The organism is Phycicoccus sp., from assembly GCF_035325325.1.
GTDB lineage: Bacteria > Actinomycetota > Actinomycetes > Actinomycetales > Dermatophilaceae > Phycicoccus.
The window spans coordinates 30,892-53,862 of record NZ_DAOLAC010000028.1; the positions used below are offsets into that span (position 1 = coordinate 30,892).

A 22,971-nucleotide genomic window follows, 5' to 3' on the forward strand; every position below is an offset into this window, starting at 1 on the left:
CGCCATGCGCGAGATCGTCGTCTTCTCCGGTTCGGCGCACCGCGACCTCGCGCACCGCATCTGCGACGCCCTCGGTGTCCCGCTGTCCGAGTCGGTGACGGCCCGGTTCAGCAACGACTGCCTCCAGGCCCAGCTGCTCGCGAACTGCCGCCAGCGCGACGTCTACATCGTCCAGCCGCTCGTGCCGCCGACCCAGGACTCGCTCATGGAGCTGCTCCTCATGGTCGACGCGGCCCGTGGCGCCTCGGCCGCGATGGTGACGGCCGTCATCCCGCACTACGCGTACGCGCGGTCGGACAAGAAGGACGCCTCGCGCATCTCGCTCGGCGGGCGGCTCGTCGCGGACCTCATCTCCACCGCCGGGGTCGACCGCGTCATCACGATGAACCTCCACGCGCCGCAGGTGCACGGCTTCTTCTCGGTGCCCGTCGACCACCTCACCGCGCTCGGGGTGCTGGCCGACCACTTCCGCGGCCAGGACCTCGAGGACACGGTCGTCGTCTCCCCCGACCTCGGCAACGCCAAGGACGCCACCCAGTTCTCCCGGCTGCTCGGCCTCCCGGTGGCCGCCGGCTCCAAGCGGCGCCTCGGCGACGACAGCGTGGTCATCGACTCGATCGTCGGCGACGTCGTCGGCAAGCGGGCCATCGTCCTCGACGACGAGATCGCCACCGGCGGGAGCATCGTCGAGCTGATGGACCGGCTCGCCGAGCGCGGCGTCACCGAGGCCTCCGTCGCCTGCACGCACGGGCTGTTCGCCGGCCGGGCGGTCGAGCGGCTCTCGAACCACCCGATGATCCGCGAGGTCGTCACCACCGACACCGTGCCGGCTCCCCCGAACTGGCCGCAGCTGCGGATCCGTTCCGTCGCAGGGCTGTTCGCCGAGGCCATCAAGCGCATCCACGAGGGCGAGTCCGTCTCGAGCCTCTTCGACGGTGTCGACCCGATGCACGCGCCACCCCGGCAGCGGTCGCTCTTCGACGGGGTGCGCGGGTGAGCCGGCTGCTGCCGGCGCTCCTCGACGTCCTCCTCGTCCTCGTCTTCGCCGCGGTCGGCCGGCGCTCGCACGCCGAGGGCCTCGACGTCACGGGCGTGCTGCGGACCGCCCTCCCCTTCCTCGTCGGCACCGCCACGGGCTGGCTGCTCGCGAGCGTCGTCCTCGAGTCCGGCCCGCGCAGCCTCGCCTGGGGCGCGGTCGTCGTCGTCGCGACGGTCGCCGTCGGGATGGCCCTGCGGGCGCTGGCGGCCCAGGGGGTCGCGGTCTCGTTCGTCGTCGTGGCCACGACGGTGCTCGCCGCCTTCCTCGTGGGCTGGCGCCTGGTGGCCCGGCTGCTGCCGGCCTGACCCGCGACCGCCCCGGGTGTCCTGACGCCAGTCAGCCGACCCGGCGCACGACCTCCGCGAACCGCTCGTACGCGACGGGGTCGGTCGAGTTGGCGGTCGAGCAGATGACGTGGTCGATGCCCGCCTCGGCGAGCCGGCCGAGCCGGTCGACGGCCTGCTCGACCGAGTGGCCGGTCACTCCCTCGGGCAGTGCGGCCCCGGTGTCCATCGTCAGGGCCGCGAGGCAGGACTTCGAGATCTCGTCGTAGTCCCGGCCGACGTCCTCGCAGTGCCCACGGAGCACCTCGAGCTTGCGCGGGATGCCCTCGCGGCCGAGGCCGGTGTCGAAGAGGTTGCACGCGTCGGCGTACTGGGCCACGAGCCGCAGGGTCTTCCGCTCGCCCCCACCACCCACCATGATCGGCGGGGTCCGCACCGGCTGCGGGTGGTTCAGGGGCCGCTCGAGGTGGAGGACCTCCCCGTCGAAGGGGCTGTCGTCGTCGGCGAACATCTGCCGTGCCAGCCGCAGGGTGTCCTCGAGCAGCCGGAACCGCTCGGCGAGTGGCGGCATCGGCACCCCGAGGCCTCGGTGCTCCCACTCGTTCCACGCCGCCCCGATGCCGAGCCAGGCGCGGCCGCCGGAGAGGACGTCGAGCGTGGTGACCGTCTTGAGGAGGATGCCCGGGTGGCGGTAGGTGACCCCGGTGACGAGGGTGCCGAGCTCGATGCGCTCGGTGACCGCCGCGGCGTGGGCGAGGGCGGTGTAGCCCTCGAGCATGTCCAGCTCCGGCGGGCCGACCACGCCGATCTGGAAGAAGTGGTCCATCACCCAGAGCGACGACAACCCCGCCTGGTCGGCGTCGCGGGCGATGGCACGCCACGTCGCGCCGGTCGACGCCGGAGCGCCGTCGAAGGTGAACCTGCTGACCTGGAGCCCGAGCCTCATGGGGTCAGAGGTACTGGCCGGTGTTGGCGACGTTGCTGATCGACTTGCCGGGCTCGGTGCCCTCCTTGGTCTTGATGAGCGTGCGGATGTAGACGATCCGCTCGCCCTTCTTGCCGGAGATGCGAGCCCAGTCGTCGGGGTTCGTCGTGTTCGGGAGGTCCTCGTTCTCGCGGAACTCGTCGGTGCAGGACTGGAGCAGGTGCTCCACCCGCAGACCGCGCTGGCCGGTGTCGAGGAGGTCCTTGATGGCCATCTTCTTGGCGCGGTCGACGATGTTCTGGATCATCGCGCCGGAGTTGAAGTCCTTGAAGTAGAGGATCTCCTTGTCGCCGCCGGCGTAGGTGACCTCGAGGAAGCGGTTCTCCTCCTCCTCGGAGTACATCCGCAGCACGACGGCGTCGATCATCGCCTCGACCGTGGCGTCCTCGGAGTCGCCGTTGAGCGCGACGTCGTCCGGGTGCAGCGGCAGCCCGACGGTCAGGTACTTGGCGAAGATGTCGCGGGCCGCCTCGGCGTCCGGGCGCTCGATCTTGATCTTCACGTCGAGCCGGCCGGGGCGCAGGATGGCGGGGTCGATCATGTCCTCGCGGTTCGAGGCGCCGATGACGATGACGTTCTCGAGCCCCTCGACGCCGTCGATCTCGGCGAGCAGCTGCGGAACGATCGTCGTCTCGACGTCGGAGGAGACGCCCGAGCCGCGAGTGCGGAAGAGCGACTCCATCTCGTCGAAGAAGACGACGACGGGGTAGCCCTCGTTCGACTTCTCGCGAGCCCGCTGGAAGATCAGCCGGATGTGCCGCTCGGTCTCGCCGACGTACTTGTTGAGCAGCTCGGGGCCCTTGATGTTGAGGAAGTAGGACTTCCCCGGCTCGCGGCCCTCCTTCTCGGCCACCTTGCGGGACAGCGAGGCGGCGACGGCCTTGGCGATCATCGTCTTGCCGCACCCGGGCGGGCCGTAGAGCAGGACGCCCTTGGGTGGCTTCAGCTGGTGCTCGGTGTAGAGGTCGGCGTGGAGGTAGGGCAGCTCGACGGCGTCGCGGATCGCCTCGATCTGCGAGAAGAGGCCGCCGATGTCCTCGTAGTCGATGTCCGGGACCTCCTCCAGGACGAGGTCGGCGACCTCGGCCTTGGGGACCCGCTCGAACACGAAGCCGGAGCGCGGCTCGAGGAGCAGGGCGTCCCCGGCCCGGACCGTGACGCCGTCGAGGGAGGCCGCGACCCGGCAGACCCGCTCCTCGTCGGCCTGGGCCACGACGAGGACGCGGCCGTCGTCGAGGACCTCCTTGCAGAGGACGACCTCGCCGACCGTCTCGAAGCCGTGCGCCGCGACGACGTTCATCGCCTCGTTGAGCATCACCTCGCGGCCGGGGCGCAGCTCGGTGGCCTCGATGGAGGGGCTGACCGCGACGTGCATCTTGCGGCCGCTCGTGAGGATGTCCGCGGTGCCGTCGTCGAAGAGCTCGATGACGGTGCCGTACGCGGCCGGCGGCTGGGCGAGCCGGTCGACCTCGGACTTGAGCGTGACGATCTGCTCGCGGGCGTCGCGCAGGGTGCGCACGAGGCGCTCGTTCTGCGCCGAGAGCGTGGACATCTGCGACCGGAGCCGCGCGAGGTCGCGCTCCATCGAGCGGATCTGGGTGGGGCTGGCCTCGCCACCGGAGCGCAGCGCGGCGAGCTCCGCCTCGAGCGACCTGCGCTCGGCCTCCAGCCGCTCGCGGGCGCCCTCGGCCCCGGGGGTCTCGTCGGTGCTCATACCCGACGATAACTCCCGCGGCTCACGCGTGCTCGGAGGTTCCGGTCACCGAACGGCGCAGCTTCCTCACCCGCTTGTCCGACGGGACGCGCTCGCCGACGTTCTCCGGGGTCCAGTCGGCCTCGGTGGCGTCCTCGCCGGTGACGTAGCCCCGCCCGGGACGCCGCTTGCGCAGCGGCGGCGTCGTGCCCGGAGCGAGCCGCCGGGTGGTGACGAGGAAGCCGGTGTGGCCGTGCATCCGGTGCTGCGGGCGCACCGCGAGCCCCTCGAGGTGCCAGCCGCGCACGAGCGACTCCCACGCCTGCGGCTCGGTGTACGTGCCGTGGTCGCGCATCGCCTCGGCGACCTTCGACAGCTGGGTGGCCGTCGCGACGTAGCAGATGAGCACGCCCCCGGGGGCGAGGGCGTCGGCGACGACGTCGAGGCACTCCCACGGGGCGAGCATGTCGAGGACGACGCGGTCGACCGTCCCGGGCCCGACTGCGGAGGGCAGCGACTCGACGAGGTCGCCGACCTGCACCGTCCACGCCGGGTGGTCACCGCCGAAGAACTCGCGGGCGTTGGCCCGCGCGATGTCGGCGAAGTCCTCGCGCCGCTCGAAGGAGAGCACCCGGCCGTCCTCGCCGACCGCGCGGAGCAGCGACATCGACAGCGCGCCGGAACCGACGCCGGCCTCGACGACGACGGCCCCGGGGAAGATGTCGGCCATCATGACGATCTGGCCGGCGTCCTTGGGGTAGACGACGGCCGCGCCGCGCGGCATCGACATCACCCAGTCGGCGAGCAGCGGGCGCAGCGCGAGGTACTCGACCCCGGCGGTGTTCGTCACCGTCGAGCCGTCCGGGACGCCGATCAGCTCGTCGTGGCGCAGGTGCCCGCGGTGGGTGTGGAACTGCTTCCCGGCCGTCAGGGTGATGGTGTGCAGCCGGCCCTTGGGGTCGGTCAGCTGGACACGGTCACCCTCGGCGAAGGGGCCGCGGCGGCGCTCGGCTCCGGTGGCGGTCATGGCGGGGAGTCTAGGTGCGGCCGCGGGACCGCTTCGCCGCGGCGTCGAGGGCCTGGCTGGCCACGAGGCCCCACGGCTCCCCGCCCACCGTGACGACGACGACACCCACCCCGGTGGCGCTCATCGCCCGCAGCACCGCACCGACGTCGTCCCGGGGCGAGGCCTCGACGAGGTTGTCGTCGGGCAGCCGCGTGACCAAGGCCCCGATCGGGGTGGTCTCCGGGACGGCGGGCGGCACCGAGCGCAGCACGAGGCTCGGGGCGAGCCGCTCGTCGCGGCACAGCACGAGGTCGGGGTTGGCGCGCGCCACGGCCAGCGGGGTCTCGGCCGGCAGGACGACGGCCCGCTCGGCGACGTCCCCGACCCGGACGGTCGCGAGGACCCGTTCGACGGCTCCGCGGCGCAGTGCCGCGGTGGCGCCGGACCAGAGCACCCAGGCCATGACGAGGCCGATGAGCACGTCGAAGAGCTGGGGCTGCCCGCCGGTCGCCAGCGGCCACACGACGAACCAGACGACGATGCCGATCGCGACGAGCCGGCCGACCCACCCGGCGACCGCGAGGCCGAGGTCGCGCCGGCCGGTGAGCCCCCAGATGAGCGACTGGAGCGCCGCTCCCCCGTCGAGCGGGAGCCCGGGCAGCAGGTTGAACCCGGCCAGCAGGGCGTTGAGCAGCCCGAACGACCACGCGAACTGGCCGAGGTCGCCGTCGTCGCTCCACCCGAGGGAGAGGCCGGCGACGGCGAGGACGGCGTTGACCAGCGGGCCGGCGAGGGCGACGAGCGCGGTGCGGCCCGGGGTGGCGCCGGTCGCGTCGTAGGAGGTGTGCCCGCCCCACACCGTCGCCACCACCTGGTGCACGCGGAAGCCGAGGCGCCGGGCGGCCAGGGCGTGGCCGACCTCGTGGCCGAGGACGGCGACGAGGATCGAGACCACGAGCCAGGCGGCGTACGCGACGGCGAAGCCCGACCCGCGCACGAGGCCGGCGCGGTAGCCCTGGAAGGCGACGAGGGCGCCGAGGATGAGCCAGGTGCGGTCGAGGTAGACCGGCACCGTCGCCACCCGACCGATCCGCAGCGCACCCACCGGGGCCGGTGGCGAGGTGGACATGCCGACGACCCTACGCGAGCCGGACGGCATACTGTTCCCCTCCCCGTCCACGTCCCGAGAGGACCCCGAGCAGCCCCGTGAGCGCCCAGCACCGACCCGACGCCACCGACGCCCTGACCAGCGCACTCCGCGAGCGGGTCCTCGTCCTCGACGGTGCGATGGGGACGATGATCCAGGCCCGCCAGCTCTCCGAGGCCGACTACCGGGGCGAGCGGTTCGCCGACCACCCGAGCGACCTGCGGGGCAACAACGACCTCCTCTCGCTCACCCAGCCGGAGGTCATCCGCGAGATCCACGAGGCCTACCTCGAGGCGGGCGCCGACCTCGTCGAGACCAACACCTTCAACGCGCAGCGGATCTCCCTCGCCGACTACGGGATGGAGGACCTGGCCTACGAGATGAACCGCGCCGCGGCCGGCCTCGCCCGGGCGGCCTGCGACGCCGTCGAGGAGCGCACCGGGCGCCCGCGCTGGGTCCTCGGCACGCTCGGCCCGACCAACCGCACGGCCTCCATCTCCCCCGACGTCAACGACCCCGGAGCCCGCAACACGAGCTTCGACGAGCTGGCCGGCGCCTACCTCGAGCAGGCCCGCGGCCTCGTCGACGGCGGCTCCGACGTGCTCCTCGTCGAGACGATCTTCGACACCCTCAACGCCAAGGCCGCGATCTTCGCCCTGGAGACCCTGTTCGAGGAGCTCGGGCGCCGCTGGCCGGTCATGATCTCCGGCACGATCACCGACGCCTCCGGTCGGACGCTGTCCGGGCAGGTCACCGAGGCGTTCTGGTACTCGGTGCGGCACGCCCGGCCACTCGCCGTCGGGCTCAACTGCGCCCTCGGCGCCAAGGACCTGCGGCCCTACGTCGCCGAGCTCTCCCGCCTCGCCGACTGCTTCGTCTCGGCCCACCCGAACGCCGGACTGCCCAACGCGTTCGGCGAGTACGACGAGGGCCCCGACGCGATGGCGGAGGTCGTCGGCGAGTTCGCCTCGGCCGGGCTGGTCAACGTCGTCGGCGGCTGCTGCGGCACCACTCCCGAGCACATCGCCGCGATCGCGAAGGCGGCCGCCGGTGGAACACCGCGCGAACCGGCCTCCGTGGCACCGGCGTTGCGCCTCTCCGGCCTCGAGCCGCTCGTCGTCACCGACGAGAGCCTCTTCGTCAACGTCGGCGAGCGGACGAACATCACCGGCTCGGCCCGCTTCCGGCGGCTCATCCGCGAGGAGGACTACCCCGCCGCGCTGTCCGTGGCCCGCCAGCAGGTCGAGTCGGGTGCGCAGGTCATCGACGTCAACATGGACGAGGGGATGATCGACGGCGTCGCGGCCATGGACCGCTTCCTCAAGCTCGTCGCCGCCGAGCCCGACATCTGCCGGGTGCCCGTCATGGTCGACTCCAGCAAGTGGGAGGTCATCGAGGCCGGGCTCAAGGTCACCCAGGGCAAGGCCATCATCAACTCGATCTCGATGAAGGAGGGGGTCGAGCCCTTCCTCGACCACGCCCGGCTGGCCCGCAAGCACGGCGCCGCGGTCGTCGTCATGGCCTTCGACGAGCAGGGCCAGGCGGACACCCTGGAGCGCCGGAAGGAGATCTGCGAGCGGGCCTACCGGTTGCTCGTCGACGAGGTCGGCTTCCCGGCCGAGGACATCATCTTCGACCCCAACATCTTCGCCGTCGCCACCGGCATCGAGGAGCACGCCGCCTACGGCACCGACTTCATCGAGGCGACCCGCTGGATCTCCGAGAACCTGCCGCACGCGCTGGTCTCGGGCGGTGTCTCCAACGTCTCGTTCAGCTTCCGTGGCAACAACGCCGTCCGCGAGGCCATCCACGCGGTCTTCCTCTACCACGCGATCCGCGCCGGCCTGGACATGGCGATCGTCAACGCCGGTGCCCTCGTGCCCTACGACACGCTCGACGAGCGGCTGCGCACGGCCATCGAGGACGTCGTCCTCAACCGGCTCGACGACCCCCAGGAGGCCACCGAGCGGCTGCTCGAGCTGGCCGACGAGTTCCGCTCCGACGGTGCGCAGGCCGAGGCGAGCGCCGAGGAGTGGCGCGAGCTGCCGCTGCGGGAGCGGATCACGCACTCGCTCGTCAAGGGCATCGACGACCACGTCGTCGACGACACCGAGGCGCTCCGGCTCGAGATCGAGCAGGCCGGCGGGCGCCCGCTCGAGGTCATCGAGGGCCCCCTCATGGATGGCATGAACGTCGTCGGGGACCTCTTCGGGTCGGGGAAGATGTTCCTGCCCCAGGTCGTGAAGTCGGCGCGCGTCATGAAGAAGGCCGTCGCCCACCTCGTGCCCTACATCGAGGCGGAGAAGGACGAGGCCGCGCGCCGGAAGCCCAAGGGCAAGGTGGTCACCGCGACGGTCAAGGGCGACGTCCACGACATCGGCAAGAACATCGTCGGGGTCGTCCTCCAGTGCAACAACTACGACGTCGTCGACCTCGGCGTCATGGTCCCGGTGCAGAAGATCCTCGACACCGCCCGCGAGGAGGAGGCCGACGTCATCGGGCTCTCCGGCCTCATCACGCCGAGCCTCGACGAGATGGTCCAGGTGGCGGCCGAGATGGAGCGCCAGGGCTTCGAGATCCCGCTGCTGCTCGGCGGGGCCACGACCTCCAAGGCCCACACGGCGGTCAAGGTCGACGAGCGGTACTCCGGCGCGGTCGTCTGGGTCAAGGACGCCTCGCGCTCGGTGCCGGTGGTCAGCCAGCTGCTGTCCGAGGGTCAGCGGGACGGGTTCGTCGCCGGGGTCGCCGAGGAGTACGTGGAGCTGCGTGCGCGGCACGCCGCGAAGTCCGGCGACCGACCGCTGACCGATCTCGCCGCCGCCCGGGCCAACGCCCCGGTCCTCGACTGGGCAACGTACCGTCCGATGCGTCCGCACCTGCTGGCCCACCAGGAGGGCGACCGGTGGTCGGCTCCCCGCGGCTCGAAGTGGCGGCGCGCGGCGCACCAGTTCACCCGGGTCTGGGAGGACTACCCGGTCGCCGACCTGCGCGAGTACATCGACTGGACCCCGTTCTTCCTCGCCTGGGAGGTCCGCGGCCGCTACCCCGACGTGCTCAACAACCCGACGACGTCCGAGGTCGCCCGCAAGCTCTTCGACGACGCGCAGCGGATGCTCGACCACGCCGAACGCGAGCGCTGGTTCGCGCCCCGCGGCGTGGTGGGCATGTTCCCGGCCGCGTCGGTCGGCGACGACATCGAGGTGTACGCCGACGAGGAGCGCGAGACGGTGCTCACGACGCTGCACGGGCTGCGCCAGCAGGGGCAGCACCGCGCCGGGGTGGCGAACAAGTGCCTCTCGGACTTCGTGGCGCCCCGGGAGAGCGGGCTCAAGGACCACGTCGGTGCGTTCTCGGTGACCGCCGGCCTCGGGCTCGAGGAGCGGCTCCAGGCCTTCAAGGACGACCTCGACGACTACTCGGCCATCATGCTGGAGGCCCTCGCCGACCGGCTGGCCGAGGCCTTCGCCGAGCGGCTGCACCAGCGCGTGCGCACCGACCTGTGGGGGTACGCCCCGGACGAGCGGCTCGACGGCGCCGAGCTCATCGCCGAGCGGTACCGCGGCATCCGCCCCGCGCCGGGCTACCCGGCGTGCCCGGACCACACCGAGAAGGAGACCCTCATGGCCCTCCTCGGGGGCGAGGAGCGCACCGGGGTCCGGCTCACCGAGTCGATGGCCATGTGGCCCGGCGCGTCGGTCTCCGGCTGGTACTTCGCCCACCCGGAGAGCCAGTACTTCGTCGTCGGCCGGCTCGGGCGCGACCAGGTCGAGGACTACGCGGCCCGCAAGGGCTGGGACCTCGCGACCGCCGAGCGCTGGCTGTCCCCCAACCTCGGCTACACCCCGGAGTCCTGAGGTCGCGACCCGCTGAACGGGGTCGACCCGCTCTGCCGGGGTCGACCCGCTCTGCCGGGGTCCTGTCGCCCTGCCGGGGTGCGATGGCGCCCCGGCAGGGCGAGGTGGCACCGGCCAGGCGAGGAGGCGCCGTCCGCGCGTCCCCAGAACTCGACGGACCCGGGCTCGGGCCCGGGGTGGCGGCGCGGCGGTGTCGGCCCGGCCGCCTACCGTGGGCGCCATGACCCCCGCCCTGTCCCCGAGCCGCGCCGCGGACTTCAAACAGTGCCCGCTGCTGTTCCGGTTCCGGACGATCGACAAGCTCGAGGGTCCGCCGTCCCCCGCTGCCGCGCGCGGCACGCTCGTCCACGCGGTGCTCGAGCACCTCTTCGAGCTGCCCGCCGCCGACCGCACCCCCGACGCCGCCGTCGCCCTCCTCGAACCGCGCTGGCGTGCCCTCGTCGAGGAGCGTCCGGAGCTGGCGTCGATGCTCGCCGAGCACGACGGCCTGACCGAGGAGTCCTGGTTCGCGGGCGCCCGGACCCTCGTCGAGCAGTGGTTCGACCTCGAGGACCCCACCCGGCTCGAACCGGCCGCCCGCGAGCTCTACGTCGAGACCGAGGTCGAGGGGCTCACCCTGCGCGGCTACGTCGACCGCCTCGACGTCGCCCCGGACGGCGCGATGCGGGTCGTCGACTACAAGACCGGCCGCTCCCCCGGCGAGCTGTTCGAGGCCAAGGCGCTCTTCCAGATGAAGTTCTACGCCCTCGTCCTGTGGCGCATCCACGGCGAGGTGCCCCGGATGCTCCAGCTGGTCTACCTCGGCAACGGCGAGGTCGTGCGCTACGTCCCCGACGAGCGCGACCTGCTGGCCATCGAGCGCAACGTCCGGGCCATCTGGGACGCCGTCGTGCGGGCGGCGCAGACCGGCGACTGGCGGCCGCGCACCTCCAGGCTCTGCGACTGGTGCGACTTCCGCGAGTACTGCCCCGAGTGGGGCGGCACCCCGCCGCCGCTGCCCGAGGGCGCCGGTCTCATCGCGCTCGACCCTTCCCGCTCCGGCGCGGCCTCACCCGACGACGAGTGAGCCCACCGCGGCGGCGAGGGCGCGCGGCGTCATCCCCGCGAGCCCCCCGACGTGCACCGCGCCCGGGATCTCGGGCACCGGCACGACGTGCGGCACCGCGACGGTCGGCACACCGGCCGCGACGGCCGAGCGCACGCCGGTCGGGCTGTCCTCGATGGCCACGCAGCGGGTCGGGTCGACCCCGAGCAGCCGTGCGGCCGCGTGGTAGGGCTCCGGGTGGGGCTTGCCGTGCTCGACCTCGTCGCCGGTGACGACCGCCGCGAATGCCCCGGCGGGCAGGGCGGACACCACCGCGTCGGCGAGGACCCGCCACGACATGGTCACCAGCGCGCTCGGCACGCCCTCGGCGCGGAGGGCGTCGAGCAGCTCACGGGCGCCGGGCCGCCACGGCACGTGCTCGCGCACCTGCCCGACGACGCGCTCGAGGAGCGCGTCGATGATCCGCTCGGGCTCCCAGGTGATCGGCGAGTTGTCGCGGATGAACCGCGCGGAGACCATGAGGTCGTTGCCCACGAGCTGGTGGGCGAACTCGTCGTTCCACGTCCCGCCGTGCTCGGCGACGATCGCGTGCTCGGCGGCGATCCAGTACGGCTCGGTGTCGACGAGGGTGCCGTCCATGTCCCAGAGGACCGCTGCGGGGAGGCTCATGAGCACCGAGCCTATCGAGCCGTAGGGTGGAGTCCTGACCCCGTGGAGGAGGACCCCGTGATCGAGCTCGAGGACATCGGCGAGCTGCGCGACCCCGTGATGATCGCCGCCTTCGAGGGCTGGAACGACGCCGGGGAGGCCGCCAGCGCGGTCCTCGAGCACCTCGCCGACGTGTGGGACGCCGACGTCGTCGCCGCGCTCGACCCGGAGGACTACTACGACTTCCAGGTCAACCGCCCGCGGGTCGTCCTCGAGGGCGGCAAGCGCCGCATCAGCTGGCGCACGACGCGGGTCCTCGTCGCGCGCGACACCTCGATCGGCCGTGACGTCGTCCTCGTCCAGGGCGTCGAGCCCTCGTTCCGCTGGCGCGCCTTCGCCGTCGAGCTGATGGAGCTCGCCGAGGCGGTCGACGTCTCGATGGTCGTCACCCTCGGTGCGCTGATGGCCGACGTCGCGCACACCCGCCCGATCCCGGTCACCGCGACCTCGGACACCGCGGACACCCGGCACCGGCACGGCCTCGAGATGAGCGGCTACGAGGGGCCGACCGGCATCGTCGGGGTGGTCTCCGACGCCGCGACGCAGGTCGGCATCCCGTCCGTCTCGTGCTGGGCGGCGGTGCCGCACTACGCCGGCCACTCCCCCTCCCCGAAGGCGACGCTGGCGCTCGTCGGGCGCCTCGAGGAGCTCTTCGACGCCCCGATCGAGCACGGCGAGCTCGACGAGGACGCCCGCGCCTGGGAGCGCGGCATCAACGAGCTCGCGGAGTCCGACACCGAGGTCGCCGAGTACGTCGAGAGCCTCGAGGAGGCCCAGGACACCGCCGAGCTGCCCGAGGCGAGCGGCGACGCCATCGCCAAGGAGTTCGAGCGCTACCTGCGCCGCCGCGGGTCCGAGGACACCGGCCCCGCCTAGAGCCGGACGCCGAGGACCGCGTCGAGGGTGCGCGCGAGCAGACCGGGTGCGCCCGGGTCGTCACCCTCGCCGGCGAGGGTCCGGTCGCACCACGCGTCGACGGCCTCGAGGGCGCGCAGCGTCGACAGGTCGTCGGCGACCGCCGACCGCACCGCCGCGATGGTGTCGGAGGCGTCGACGCCACCGTTGGTCGAGAGCGCGGCGCGCCAGCGGTCGAGCCGCTGCTGCGCCTGCGCGAGAAGGGAGTCGGTGTACTCCCACTCGGTGCGGTAGTGCTGGGCCAGCAGCAGGAGCCGGATGGCCACCGGGTCGACGCCGTCGGCCCGCAGGCGGGAGACGAGGACGAGGTTGCCCTTGGACTTGCTCATCTTCTCGCCCCGGAAGCCGACCATCGCCTGGTGGACGTAGAGGCGGGCGAAGACCTCCCCACCGGTCAGCGCGTTGGCCTGCACCGCGCTCATCTCGTGGTGCGGGAAGACGAGGTCGCTGCCGCCGCCCTTGAGGTCGAAGGGGTGGCCGAGGTGGGCGAGCGAGATCGCCGTGCACTCGATGTGCCACCCCGGCCGGCCGGCGCCGAGCACCTCGTCGTCCCACGTCGGCTCGCCCTCGCGCGCCCCGCGCCAGAGGAGGGGGTCGAGGGGGTCGCGCTTGCCGGCCCGGTCGGGGTCCCCGCCACGGTCGGCGAACACGGACATCATCTGCTCGCGCGACCAGTGCGAGACGTCGCCGAAGGTCGGGGCCTGGGCGAGGTCGAGGTAGACGTCGTCGCCGGCGCCCTCGTCCGCCGGGACCGGGACCCGGTACGCCGCACCGGAGTCCACGAGACGGCGGACGCTCGCGACGATCTCGGGCATCGACTCGACGACCCCGAGGTACTCGTCCGGCGGGATGACGGCGAGGGCGGTCATGTCGTCGCGGAAGAGGTCGATCTCGGCGGTGGCGAGCTCGCGCCAGTCGCGGCCGTCGCGCTGGGCCCGCTCGAGGAGCGGGTCGTCCACGTCGGTGACGTTCTGGACGTACTCGACCCGACGGCCGGTGTCGAGGAGCGCGCGGACGACGAGGTCGAAGGTGACGTACGTCGCCGCGTGCCCGAGGTGCGTCGCGTCGTAGGGCGTGATGCCACAGACGTAGATGCGGGCGACGTCGCCGGCGTCGAGCGGCACGACCGCGTCGCGGCTGGTGTCGTGGAGCCGGAGGGGCTCACCGTGACCGGGGACGGCAGGGACGGACGGCGCGGGCCACGACTTCACCGGGCAAGCGTACGGGGCGCGCTCAGAGCGCCGGCCACGGGATGGCGGGCCAGCCGCCGCGGGGTCCCGGGTGGCGCCGGAGCCGCAGCAGCGCGGCGACCCGCCGACGCAGCGCCTCGACCTCGTCGGGCGTGAGCAGCGGCTCGAGGGCATCGGGCAGGTCGGTGGCCAGGGCGACCGCGAGCCGCTCCAGCCGCGCGAGGTCGGCGTCCGGCACCGGCTCCCCCGCCCAGCCCCAGAGGACGGTCCGCAGCTTGGGCTCGACGCCGAGGCTCACGCCGTGGTCGCAGCCCCGGACGACGTCACCGTCCCGGAGCAGGTGGCTGCCCTTGCGGTCGGAGTTGTTGAGCGCGGCGTCGAGGACGGCCACCGTGCGCAGCGCGGGCTCGGCGCAGTGCGCGACGACGACCGGCTTGCCGAGGGTGGACTCCCCCTCGAGGACGACGTACCAGCCGTCGGGCACCTCGTCCGGCGCCACGACGTCGACGAGGGGCTCCTCCTCGCCGGTCACCGGCCCGACCCACAGCTGCACCGAGCCGGGCCCGAGCGGTCCGTCCCGCAGCACCGTGGGTGGCACGACGCCGAACCCGCCGGCCTCGCTGACGAGGAAGGCCGCGCGCTCCCGCGCGACGAGTGTTCCGTCCGGGTAGTCCCAGAGCCGGCGCTCGGTGGCCTCGGGCTTGTGGATGACGAGCACCTCGTCGGCCGGGTCGCCGACGACGCAGAGCAGGGCCCCGTTCGAGGACCCGGAGATGCGCCCGACGGGTGTGAGGTCCCCCCGGGTCAGCAGCTCCTCGAGGTCAGCGCCGGTACCCGTTGGCACGGGGGCAGATGTGGCCGGTGGGGTCGAGGGGCTGGCCGCAGAACGGGCACGCGGGGCGCCCCGCGGCGACGACCTTGCCGCAGCGCCGGGCGAAGGCCCGCGCGGCGGGCGGGCTGAGGACGACCCGGAGCGTCTGCAGGGCGGACGCGTCGGCCTCGTCGGCGTCGGCGTCGAGCTCCTCGGGGTCCTGGTCGTGGCACTCGATGACGACGACGAGCCGCTCGGGGTCCCACGCGAGGGCGAGGGTGTCGACCCGGAACTCGTCCTCGATCGGGGTCTCCAGCGGGTCGGTGTCGCCCTCCCCGACGGGCTCGGTCGCGGTGCCGGCGGCGTGGGCGTCGAGGAGGTCGTTGACCCGGTCGGCGAGGACGCTGACCTGCACCTTCTCGAGGGAGACGGAGACGACGCGGCCCCCGCCGCTCGCCTGGAGGAAGAAGGTGCGGCCGCCCGGCGGCCCCACGGTGCCCGCGACGAAGCGCTCGGGCGGGTCGAAGACGGTGGCAGGCATGGCACCCACCCTAGATCGAGAACCCCACGGGCAGCTCGAGGCGGTGGCGGGCCATCAGGTCACCGTCCGCGAGGAGGTCCCTCGTGCCGCCGTCCGCGACGACGGTGCCCTCGGAGAGCACCACCGAGCGCTCGCACAGCTCGACCGCGTACGGCAGGTCGTGGGTCACCATGAGGATGGTCACCTCGAGCCCGCGCAGGATGTCGGCGAGCTCGCGGCGTGAGGCCGGGTCGAGGTTGGACGACGGCTCGTCGAGGACGAGGATCTCGGGCCGCATCGCGAGCACGGTGGCGATGGCCACCCGGCGGCGCTGGCCGAAGGACAGGTGGTGCGGCGCGCGGTCGGCGAGGTCGGCCACCCCGACCGCGTCCAGCGCCTCGAGGACCCGGGCGTCGAGCTCGGCACCGCGCAGCCCGAGGTTGGCCGGCCCGAAGGCGACGTCGTCGCGCACGGTCGGCATGAAGAGCTGGTCGTCCGGGTCCTGGAAGACGATGCCGACCCGGCGTCGCACCTCGAGGAGGTTCTCCTCGGTGACCGGCAGCCCCGACACGGCGACCGTCCCGGCGCCCGGGCTCAGCACGCCGTTGAGGTGGAGCACGAGCGTGGTCTTGCCGGCGCCGTTGGGCCCGAGCAGCGCGACCCGCTCGCCCGGGTGGACGTGCAGGTCGACGCCGAAGAGGGCCTGGTGGCCGCCCGGGTAGGCGTACGCGACGCCGCGCAGGTCGAGGACGGGAGTGGTCACGACACCACCATCACGGTGGCCGCCGCGAGCGCCGCGACGAGGGCCGGGGCGAGACCGGTGGCCCAGTCCCGTCCCGTGGCCTCGAGCGGCGAGGTCATCGGCATCCGGCCGCTCCAGCCGCGGCTGACCATCGCGAGGTGCACCCGCTCCCCGCGCTCGTAGCTGCGGATGAACAGCGCGCCGGTCCCGGCGGCGAGGACCGGCCAGGCCCGCACCGAGCGGGCGCTGAAACCGCGCGAGGCCCGGGCGACCTTCATCCGGCGCAGCTGGTCGGCGACGACGTCGACGTAGCGGACCATGAACGAGGCGATGAGGACGAGGGGGTCGGGCACGCGCAGGTGCTGCAGCGCCCGGACGAGGTCGCGCGGCGGAGTGGTCACGGCGAAGGCGATGGCCGCGAGCACGCCGGTCGTGCCCTTGAGGAGGAGGGCGACGGCGGCGGTGAGCCCGGTCTGCGACACCGAGACCGGGCCGACCTGGACGCGGGGCCCGACGGCGACGAACGGCAGGACGACGGCGAAGACCGCGAAGGGGGTCTCGACGGCCAGCCGCGGAAGCACGTGCCGCGCCGGGACGCGGGTGGCGAGGACGAGCCCGACCGCGAGGACGAGCAGCCCGGCGAGGACGACGTGGGCGGGCGACGGCACGGCCACGACGGCGAGCACGAACGCGACCATCCCGACGAGCTTGACGTGCGCGGGCATCCGGTGGAGGAGGGTGGCGCCCTCGACGTGGAGGTGCTCGCCGGGGCCGGACCCCACCTCAGTCCCGCCCGCGGGGTGCGCGCCGACGGACGAGGAGGACGAGCCCGGTCATCAGCACGCCGACGACGACCGCACCGATGACGCCCGCGAGCCCGCCGGACAGGCGCGAGTCCGAGACGCCCTCGACGCCGTAGCCGGCGAGCGGCGAGCCGTCAGCGGCCGAGGCCCGGCCGGCGTCGCCGAAGCCGAGGGAGTGCGCGACGTACTCGAGGCCGTCCGGGTGGCTCGAGGCGTAGAACGACACCACCCCGGCGATGACGAGGCAGACGGCGAGGCCGACGACGACGAGTCGTCGCGTCGAGACCCGGGGCGGGGCGGTCGAGGAGCTCACGCGACGGCCTCCGGGGCGCGCAGCTCGAGGGCGGGCAGCCGGCCGCGCGCGACGTGCACGAGGTCGGGGCGGGCGGCGACGATGCTCGAGACGGCGAGGAAGGTGATGACCGCCTCGCCGACGCCGATGAGCAGGTGCCAGCCGACCATCGCCGTCGCGAGCTTCCCGAGCGGGATGGCGGCGACGCCCCCGACGGCGTACAGGCCGGTGAAGCCGAGCGCGGCGACGGGGACGCTGACGAGCGCACCCCCGGCCGCCGCGACCGGGATGCTCGGCAGCCGGCGCGGCAGCACGGCCAGCAGGCCCTTCGCGACGGCGTAGCCCACCCACACCGCGACGACGCCCATGAGCAGGACGTTGGTCCCCAGCGCGGTGACGCCGCCGTCGGCGAAGAGGAAGGCCTGGACGGCGAGGACGACGGTGAGGCACAGGGTGGCCGTCGCGGGTCCGACGAGGACCGCGGCCAGCGCGGCGCCGAGCAGGTGGCCCGAGGTCCCGGCGCCGACCGGGAAGTTCACCATCTGCGCGGCGAAGACGAAGACCGCGACGAGACCGGCCAGCGGCGCCGTGCGCTCGTCGAGCTCGCGGCGCGAGGCGCGCACGAGGGAGGCGCCGACGACGCCCGCGGCCACGACGCCCGTGGCGACCGAGGTCGGCGCGTCGAGGAACCCGTCGGGGACGTGCATGGTGGCCTCCGGTGGTGCGGCACGTTGTTGCGAAGGCCTCGCAACAACTCCTGCACACTATTCGCAACAGCCCGGCCCGATCAACACCGGGGGTGGATGTCTCCGACCGGTCAGCCGGCTCCCCCGCCGACCGTCGAGTCCCCGGCCTCGTGCTGGGTCGGCAGTCCGACGAGGCCGGCGAGGTCCCCGGCGTGCGTGTTGCTCGCGAGGAGCACCATCCGGCCGGCGGTGACGTGCACGGCGGTCAACGAGCCGGGGTCCACCCGAACCCGTTGCAGGCCACCGATGCCGGCACCGACGGCCTCGGCGACGACCGCCTTGATCGGGTCGCCGTGGCTCACGGCGAGCCAGACGGCGGCCTTCCCGTGCTGCGACTCGACCTCGGCGTCGAGCGCGCGGACCGCCCCGACGACGCGCTCGGCCATCTCTCCGAGCGACTCCCCCGGGTCGACGTCGGAGGCCGGGAAGGTCGCCGCCGCGGGGTCGTCCTGGATCACCCGCCACAGCGGGTCCTTCGCGGCGTCGCTGAGCCTGCGGCCGGTCCAGGACCCGTAGTGGCACTCGCCGAGCCGCTCGTCGGTGGCGACCTCCAACGAGGGAACCGCGACCGCCGCGGTCTCGAGGCAGCGCTGCAGCGGGCTGCTCACCGCCCGGACGACGGTGATCGGTGCGAGGCGCTCGGCGACGCGGGCCGCCTGCCCGCGGCCGGTGTCGGTGAGCCCCACCCCCTCGGTCCAGCCGGCGAGCACCCCGTCGGCGTTCGCCGTCGAGTGCCCGTGCCGCAGGAGGAGGACGATCGCCACGACACGACACTGTACGAGTCCCCGTCCCCACGGCCCGCGCCGCCGTCACCCACAATGGCCTGCGTGATCGTCGACCGCGCCATCTACGAGGGTGGGCACCGCCGCGCCTGCGGTGACCTCTCCGACGAGCTCGAGCGGCTGCGGGCCGGGGACGACCCGAGCGCGTTCCTCTGGATCGGGCTCAAGGACCCGACCCAGGCCGAGTTCGACGAGGTGAACGTCGAGCTGCAGCTGCACCCGCTGGCCGTCGAGGACGCCGTCAAGGGGCGCCAGCGGGCCAAGGTCGAGCTGTTCGACGACACCGTCTTCGTCGTGCTCAAGCCGCTGCGGTACATCGACCGCACCTCGGACATCGAGACCGGCGAGGTCATGGTGTTCGTCGGTGACCGCTTCGTCGTCACCGTGCGGCGCGGTGAGCTCACGCCGCTCACCGGCATCCGCAAGGAGCTCGAGGCCGACGCCGCGGCCCTGCGGATGGGCCCGCTGGGGGTGCTGCACCGCGTCCTCGACCGGGTCGTCGACGGCTACGTCGAGATCGACGCGGAGGTGCAGACCGACCTCGACGAGATCGAGACGGCGGTCTTCTCGGACGACCGGACCGACACCGGGTCGATCTACAGGCTCAAGCGCGAGGTGCTCGAGTTCCGGCGCGCCGCGATGCCCCTGGCCGAGCCCCTGAAGATGCTCTACGCGTCACCGCGCAGCCCGGTGCCCGACGGCGAGCTGCGGCTGCTGCTGCGCGACGTGTCCGACCACCTCCAGGGCGTCATCGACCACGTCGAGTCCTACGACGACCTGCTCTCCGGCATCCTCTCGGCGCACCTGGCCCAGGTGTCGGTCCAGCAGAACGACGACATGCGGCGCATCTCGGCGTGGGTGGCCATCGCGGCCGTACCGACGATGATCGCCGGCGTCTACGGGATGAACTTCGACTACATGCCCGAGCTGAGGTGGCACTTCGGGTACTTCCTCGTGCTCGCGGTCATGGCCGGGGCCTGCGCCACCCTGTTCCGGGCGTTCAAGCGGGCCGGCTGGCTCTGACGGCGAGCGGTCGCGCCCCCCGGGTCAGGTGGCGCTCATCAGGCCGGTCGCGAGTGCACCGGCGAGGACCAGCCCGAGGACGACGCGGTACCAGACGAAGGACCGCAGGGAGTTGGTCGCGACGAAACGCAGCAGCCAGGCGATCGACGCATACGCGACGACGAAGGCGACGACGATGCCGACGACCATCTGCCCCGGGCCGAGGGTCTTCAGGTCGTGCCGGGCGTCGACCAGCTCGAAGAGGCCGGCCGCGGTGAGTGCGGGGATGGCCATGAAGAACGAGAGCTCGGTGGCGGTGACGCGGTTCAGGCCGCGGACCAGCCCCGCCGAGATCGTCGCGCCGGAGCGCGAGACGCCGGGGATGAGGCTGAAGCACTGGACGAGGCCGATGACGAGGCCGTCGCGGAGGCTGACGCCGTCCTCGCCGCGCTGCTCCCCCGCGGCCTCGAGCTCGTCGTGCCGGCGCTCGGCCCACCAGATGACGGCGCTCCACAGGACGAGCGCGACGGCGACGACCCAGAGGCTGCGCAGTGGCCCGGAGATGACGTCCTTGAGGAGGAACCCGACGATGCCCACCGGGATGGAGCCGACGACGACCGCCCACGCGAGCGCGTAGTCGCGGTGCTCGCGGGCGCCCGGCCGGCCGAGCAGGCCGTGCAGCCAGGCCATGAAGAGGCGGGCGATCTTCTTCGCGAAGTAGATGAAGGTCGCGACGATGGCGCCGATCTGGATGATCGCCGTGTACGCGGTGACGGCCGGCGCGTCGACCGGCAGCCCGAGCAGGTGCTCGGTGATGGTGAGGTGTCCGGTGGAGGAGATCGGGAGGAACTCGGTGAGTCCCTCGACGACTCCGAGGATCACGGCCTGGACGTAGGTCAGCTCGACGGGCACCCGTGGAGCCTAGAGGTACCGGCTGTGCCGAACCTGTGTGGGCGCGCCGGTCAGCCCGGGACGACCTCCGCCATCAGCCGCAGCGTCGCGAGCCGCTCCTCCGTGGTGCGGGCGTAGGGGGCGACCGACAGCGTCGTCACCCCGGCGTCGGCGTACCGCCCGACCCGCTCGGCGATGCGCTCCGGCGGCCCGAGGAGGGCGGTGGCGTCGGCGAGCTCCATCGGGACGGCGTCGGCGGCGTCCCGGGGGCGCCCGGCGAGGTAGAGGTCCTGGATGGTGTCGGCGGCCTCGTCGAAGCCCATCCGCCGGGCCAGCCGGTTGTAGAAGTTCTGCTCGCGGCTGCCCATCCCGCCGATGTACAGGGCCGTGTACGGGGCGACGGTGGCGCGGGCGGCCTCGAGGTCGTCGGTGACGACGACGGGCACGGTGGCGACCGTGTCGAAGCCGGCCATCGGGTCCTCGGGCGTGCCCCGGCCGGCCCGCTCGCGACCCTCGCGGACGGTGGCGACCAGGTCGGTGGAGTGCTCCGGGGAGAGGAAGATCGCCAGCCACCCGTCGGCGACCTCGCCGGCGAGGCGGAGGTTGCGCGGGCCGACGGCCGCGAGGTAGATGGGCAGGTCGGGGCGGGGCGGGTGGATGGTCAGCCGCAGCGACTTCCCCGGGCCGTCGGGCAGCGGCAGGGTGAAGTGCTCGCCGTCGTGCGCGACCGCCTCCCGCCGGAGGGCGCTGCGGACGATCTCGACGTACTCACGGGTGCGCCCGAGCGGGTCCTCGAAGCGCACGCCGTGCCAGCCCTCGCTCACCTGCGGGCCCGAGACGCCGAGGCCGAGGAGGAAGCGTCCGTGGCTCAGGGTGTCGAGGGTGGCGGCGGTCATCGCGGTCATCGCCGGGGTCCGCGCCGGGATCTGCATGACGCCGGCGCCGAGGCCGATGTGCTCGGTCTGCGCGGCGAGCCAGCCGAGGACGGTCGGGCTGTCGGAGCCGTACGCCTCCGCGACCCAGACCGAGGCGTAGCCCAGCCGGTCCGCCTCCTGCACGAGCTCGAGGAGGTCCTCGCCCATGCCCATCCCCGCGTAGCCGCCAGCCAGTCCGAGACGCATGTCCGCAGGCTAGTGGGTTCGGATCCGGGGGCCGGCGTGTCGCGATCCGGAGATCCCCTCGGCCGGCACTCCGCCAGTGGCCTCGGGGGTGCGCGGCGGTGGTCCGAGTTGACGGCCGACAGTCTCGGCTGAAGGCGTCAGAGTCGCTGGGAGACAGTCGTTTACCTGTGGATGGCGTGGGTGGCGTGTCGGCGGGCGGCGGTAGGATGAGGGCAGCAGGAAGGGGGGCTCCCATGGCCACGACGACCACCGTGACGACCGGTCCGACGGATGTCGTGGCCGCCGCGCGCGCGGCGCGGCGGCTGGTCGAGCAGGTGCTCTCTCCGTCCAGGGTGCACGGTTCGGTCGAGGAGTGGTCGGCGGCGGTCGGTGAGCTGCAGTCGCTCATCGACGTCGCCACCGCCGCGGAAGACGAGGCGATCGTACGGCTGGCGGCGATCGAGCCCGAGGTGCTCGAGACGGGCGAGCTGGTCGAGACCCATCGGGCGTTGGGGCACGTCTCGCTCGACGCGGCACCGGTCGTCTCCGGGGTCTTGAACGTGTCGGCGGTGCACGCCGAACGGCGGGTGCGGGACGCGGTGCGTCGCGCGGCCGACGGTCCGGACGGGACGGAGTCGTGCACCGGGCTCGGCGGTCTCCACGCGGCGATGGCCGCGGGTCGCCTCGACGGGTACCGCGCGGGCGTGGTCGCGTACGAGCTCGAGGAGGTCCCGGCGGACGTCGCCCGCGCCGTGCTCGCCGCCCTCGAGCCCCACCTGGACGGCGAGGACGCGACCCGCCTGCGGCGCCGGGTCCGGCGGGTCCTGGCCCGCATCTCCCCCGACCTGCTGCGGGAGAAGTCGGTGCGGGCACGCTCGGCCTCCTCGCTGCGGCGCTGGGTCGACGAACCGGGCGTCGACACCTGGCTGGGCACCTTCCCCTCCGAGGAGGCCTGCACCGCGTGGGCTGCGATCGACGCGTTGGCGCAGCGGTACGTCGCCGACGGCACCTGCGACCGCATCGACCGGGCCCGCGCGAAGGCCCTGACCGACCTCGTGACGAGCCACGCCACCATCGACCTGCAGGTCCACGCCGTCGCAGCCGCACACGCACCCCAGCCGGACGGCCAGACCGCGACGACCGGTGACCCCGGCGACCTCGTCGCCGTCCACGGTGCCGTTCCCGGCCAGCCCGTCCTCGTCGCGTGCGACTGGCTCCGGCGGGCCGTCGCGGAGACCACCGCCCGGTCCGACCGCTTCGGCCGCGTCGTCCTCGACCCCACCACCGGAGCCCTCACCGCTGCCGACGACGGCCTCGACACCGACGCCTACCGCCCCGGCGCCGCCCTCGCCCGCCTCGTGCGGGCCCGCGACGGGCACTGCCGCTTCCCCGGCTGCCACGTCGCCGCAAGGTTCT

General features: G+C 73.4%; 21 protein-coding genes and 1 pseudogene. 7 read left to right on the forward strand and 15 right to left on the reverse strand.

Annotated features, from left to right (window positions below; translation table 11 throughout):
* The first annotated feature begins 4 nt into the window (after window positions 1-4).
* Both PKA89_RS14995 and PKA89_RS15000 read left to right on the forward strand, forming a co-directional pair.
* Window positions 5-997, forward strand: coding sequence for a ribose-phosphate pyrophosphokinase (locus PKA89_RS14995; RefSeq protein WP_324420843.1), 993 nt, complete (start codon window positions 5-7; stop codon window positions 995-997).
* The gene (locus PKA89_RS15000) at window positions 994-1,344 is read left to right on the forward strand and encodes a DUF3054 domain-containing protein (protein WP_324420845.1); all 351 of its coding nucleotides are present in this window, start codon (window positions 994-996) and stop codon (window positions 1,342-1,344) included. Before PKA89_RS14995 ends, PKA89_RS15000 begins: the two co-directional genes overlap by 4 nt.
* A 31-nt stretch (window positions 1,345-1,375) precedes the next feature.
* On the opposite strand, the gene PKA89_RS15005 is transcribed toward PKA89_RS15000, so the two are convergent.
* The 4 genes from PKA89_RS15005 to PKA89_RS15020 all read right to left on the reverse strand — a co-directional run bounded on the left by PKA89_RS15005 (window position 1,376) and on the right by PKA89_RS15020 (window position 6,136).
* Window positions 1,376-2,269 carry an LLM class F420-dependent oxidoreductase gene (locus PKA89_RS15005; protein WP_324420847.1) on the reverse strand — a complete coding sequence of 298 codons (894 nt, stop codon included), beginning with the start codon at window positions 2,267-2,269 and terminating at the stop codon, window positions 1,376-1,378.
* Window positions 2,270-2,273: 4 nt separating this feature from the next.
* The gene (gene arc, locus PKA89_RS15010; RefSeq protein ID WP_324420881.1) at window positions 2,274-3,893 is read right to left on the reverse strand and encodes a proteasome ATPase; all 1,620 of its coding nucleotides are present in this window, start codon (window positions 3,891-3,893) and stop codon (window positions 2,274-2,276) included.
* Between the two features lie 151 nt (window positions 3,894-4,044).
* On the reverse strand, window positions 4,045-5,028 hold the full coding sequence (locus PKA89_RS15015) for a tRNA (adenine-N1)-methyltransferase (protein WP_324420849.1): 984 nt from the start codon (window positions 5,026-5,028) through the stop codon (window positions 4,045-4,047).
* Between the two features lie 10 nt (window positions 5,029-5,038).
* Window positions 5,039-6,136, reverse strand: coding sequence for a site-2 protease family protein (locus PKA89_RS15020; RefSeq protein WP_324420851.1), 1,098 nt, complete (start codon window positions 6,134-6,136; stop codon window positions 5,039-5,041).
* Window positions 6,137-6,213: 77 nt separating this feature from the next.
* Between PKA89_RS15020 and metH the strand changes: the two genes are divergently transcribed.
* Together metH and PKA89_RS15030 are read left to right on the forward strand one after the other, a co-directional pair.
* The gene (metH, locus tag PKA89_RS15025; RefSeq protein ID WP_324420853.1) at window positions 6,214-10,008 is read left to right on the forward strand and encodes a methionine synthase; all 3,795 of its coding nucleotides are present in this window, start codon (window positions 6,214-6,216) and stop codon (window positions 10,006-10,008) included.
* A gap of 220 nt (window positions 10,009-10,228) precedes the next feature.
* Window positions 10,229-11,074 carry a PD-(D/E)XK nuclease family protein gene (locus tag PKA89_RS15030; RefSeq protein WP_324420855.1) on the forward strand — a complete coding sequence of 282 codons (846 nt, stop codon included), beginning with the start codon at window positions 10,229-10,231 and terminating at the stop codon, window positions 11,072-11,074.
* Here PKA89_RS15030 and PKA89_RS15035 read toward each other — a convergent pair.
* Entirely contained in the window at window positions 11,057-11,722 is a 666-nt protein-coding gene (locus PKA89_RS15035; protein ID WP_324420857.1) for an HAD family hydrolase, read from the reverse strand. The genes PKA89_RS15030 and PKA89_RS15035 overlap by 18 nt on opposite strands.
* Before the next feature lie 57 nt (window positions 11,723-11,779).
* On the opposite strand from PKA89_RS15035, the gene PKA89_RS15040 reads away from it, so the two are divergent.
* The gene (locus PKA89_RS15040) at window positions 11,780-12,637 is read left to right on the forward strand and encodes a PAC2 family protein (protein ID WP_324420859.1); all 858 of its coding nucleotides are present in this window, start codon (window positions 11,780-11,782) and stop codon (window positions 12,635-12,637) included.
* Here the strand turns inward: PKA89_RS15040 and mshC are convergent.
* From mshC to PKA89_RS15080, 8 genes are all read right to left on the reverse strand, one after another.
* Window positions 12,634-13,887, reverse strand: a complete 1,254-nt coding sequence (gene mshC, locus PKA89_RS15045) for a cysteine--1-D-myo-inosityl 2-amino-2-deoxy-alpha-D-glucopyranoside ligase (RefSeq protein ID WP_324420861.1) — start codon at window positions 13,885-13,887, stop codon at window positions 12,634-12,636. The two genes, PKA89_RS15040 and mshC, sit on opposite strands and share 4 nt — an antisense overlap.
* A 22-nt stretch (window positions 13,888-13,909) precedes the next feature.
* Window positions 13,910-14,710 (reverse strand): SCO1664 family protein, encoded by an 801-nt coding sequence (locus PKA89_RS15050; protein WP_324420863.1) that lies wholly within the window; start codon window positions 14,708-14,710, stop codon window positions 13,910-13,912.
* Window positions 14,688-15,218 (reverse strand): DUF3090 domain-containing protein, encoded by a 531-nt coding sequence (locus tag PKA89_RS15055; RefSeq protein ID WP_324420865.1) that lies wholly within the window; start codon window positions 15,216-15,218, stop codon window positions 14,688-14,690. Before PKA89_RS15055 ends, PKA89_RS15050 begins: the two co-directional genes overlap by 23 nt.
* A 10-nt stretch (window positions 15,219-15,228) precedes the next feature.
* On the reverse strand, window positions 15,229-15,960 hold the full coding sequence (locus PKA89_RS15060; RefSeq protein ID WP_324420867.1) for an ABC transporter ATP-binding protein: 732 nt from the start codon (window positions 15,958-15,960) through the stop codon (window positions 15,229-15,231).
* On the reverse strand, window positions 15,957-16,721 hold the full coding sequence (cbiQ, locus tag PKA89_RS15065; protein WP_324420869.1) for a cobalt ECF transporter T component CbiQ: 765 nt from the start codon (window positions 16,719-16,721) through the stop codon (window positions 15,957-15,959). The genes PKA89_RS15060 and cbiQ overlap by 4 nt, the downstream gene beginning before the upstream one ends.
* 1 nt (window position 16,722) lies before the next feature.
* Window positions 16,723-17,055 carry a PDGLE domain-containing protein gene (locus tag PKA89_RS15070; RefSeq protein ID WP_324420871.1) on the reverse strand — a complete coding sequence of 111 codons (333 nt, stop codon included), beginning with the start codon at window positions 17,053-17,055 and terminating at the stop codon, window positions 16,723-16,725.
* Entirely contained in the window at window positions 17,052-17,741 is a 690-nt protein-coding gene (locus PKA89_RS15075) for an energy-coupling factor ABC transporter permease (RefSeq protein ID WP_324420873.1), read from the reverse strand. The genes PKA89_RS15070 and PKA89_RS15075 overlap by 4 nt, the downstream gene beginning before the upstream one ends.
* Before the next feature lie 110 nt (window positions 17,742-17,851).
* Entirely contained in the window at window positions 17,852-18,544 is a 693-nt protein-coding gene (locus PKA89_RS15080; protein ID WP_324420875.1) for an MSMEG_4193 family putative phosphomutase, read from the reverse strand.
* A 63-nt stretch (window positions 18,545-18,607) separates the two neighbouring features.
* Between PKA89_RS15080 and corA the strand changes: the two genes are divergently transcribed.
* Entirely contained in the window at window positions 18,608-19,585 is a 978-nt protein-coding gene (gene corA / locus PKA89_RS15085; protein ID WP_324420877.1) for a magnesium/cobalt transporter CorA, read from the forward strand.
* 24 nt (window positions 19,586-19,609) lie between these two features.
* Here the strand turns inward: corA and PKA89_RS15090 are convergent, their stop codons facing one another.
* Window positions 19,610-20,476, reverse strand: coding sequence for an undecaprenyl-diphosphate phosphatase (locus tag PKA89_RS15090; RefSeq protein ID WP_324420878.1), 867 nt, complete (start codon window positions 20,474-20,476; stop codon window positions 19,610-19,612).
* 50 nt (window positions 20,477-20,526) lie between these two features.
* Window positions 20,527-21,576, reverse strand: a complete 1,050-nt coding sequence (locus tag PKA89_RS15095; RefSeq protein WP_324420879.1) for an LLM class F420-dependent oxidoreductase — start codon at window positions 21,574-21,576, stop codon at window positions 20,527-20,529.
* Between the two features lie 233 nt (window positions 21,577-21,809).
* Here PKA89_RS15095 and PKA89_RS15100 point away from each other — a divergent pair.
* Window positions 21,810-22,971, forward strand: a pseudogene (locus PKA89_RS15100) (hypothetical protein); the annotation flags it as partial.

What these genes read in the sequence shown, in the direction of transcription:
- PKA89_RS15055 (WP_324420865.1), bottom strand. Translation starts at nt 15,218, where the DNA reads ATGCCTGCCACCGTCTTCGACCCGCCCGAGCGCTTCGTCGCGGGCACC.
- arc (WP_324420881.1), bottom strand. Translation starts at nt 3,893, where the DNA reads ATGGAGCGCGACCTCGCGCGGCTCCGGTCGCAGATGTCCACGCTCTCG.
- PKA89_RS15020 (WP_324420851.1), bottom strand. Translation starts at nt 6,136, where the DNA reads ATGTCCACCTCGCCACCGGCCCCGGTGGGTGCGCTGCGGATCGGTCGG.
- PKA89_RS15035 (WP_324420857.1), bottom strand. Translation starts at nt 11,722, where the DNA reads ATGAGCCTCCCCGCAGCGGTCCTCTGGGACATGGACGGCACCCTCGTC.
- PKA89_RS15030 (WP_324420855.1), top strand. Translation starts at nt 10,229, where the DNA reads ATGACCCCCGCCCTGTCCCCGAGCCGCGCCGCGGACTTCAAACAGTGC.
- PKA89_RS15015 (WP_324420849.1), bottom strand. Translation starts at nt 5,028, where the DNA reads ATGACCGCCACCGGAGCCGAGCGCCGCCGCGGCCCCTTCGCCGAGGGT.
- PKA89_RS15095 (WP_324420879.1), bottom strand. Translation starts at nt 21,576, where the DNA reads ATGCGTCTCGGACTGGCTGGCGGCTACGCGGGGATGGGCATGGGCGAG.
- PKA89_RS14995 (WP_324420843.1), top strand. Translation starts at nt 5, where the DNA reads ATGCGCGAGATCGTCGTCTTCTCCGGTTCGGCGCACCGCGACCTCGCG.
- PKA89_RS15075 (WP_324420873.1), bottom strand. Translation starts at nt 17,741, where the DNA reads ATGCACGTCCCCGACGGGTTCCTCGACGCGCCGACCTCGGTCGCCACG.
- PKA89_RS15005 (WP_324420847.1), bottom strand. Translation starts at nt 2,269, where the DNA reads ATGAGGCTCGGGCTCCAGGTCAGCAGGTTCACCTTCGACGGCGCTCCG.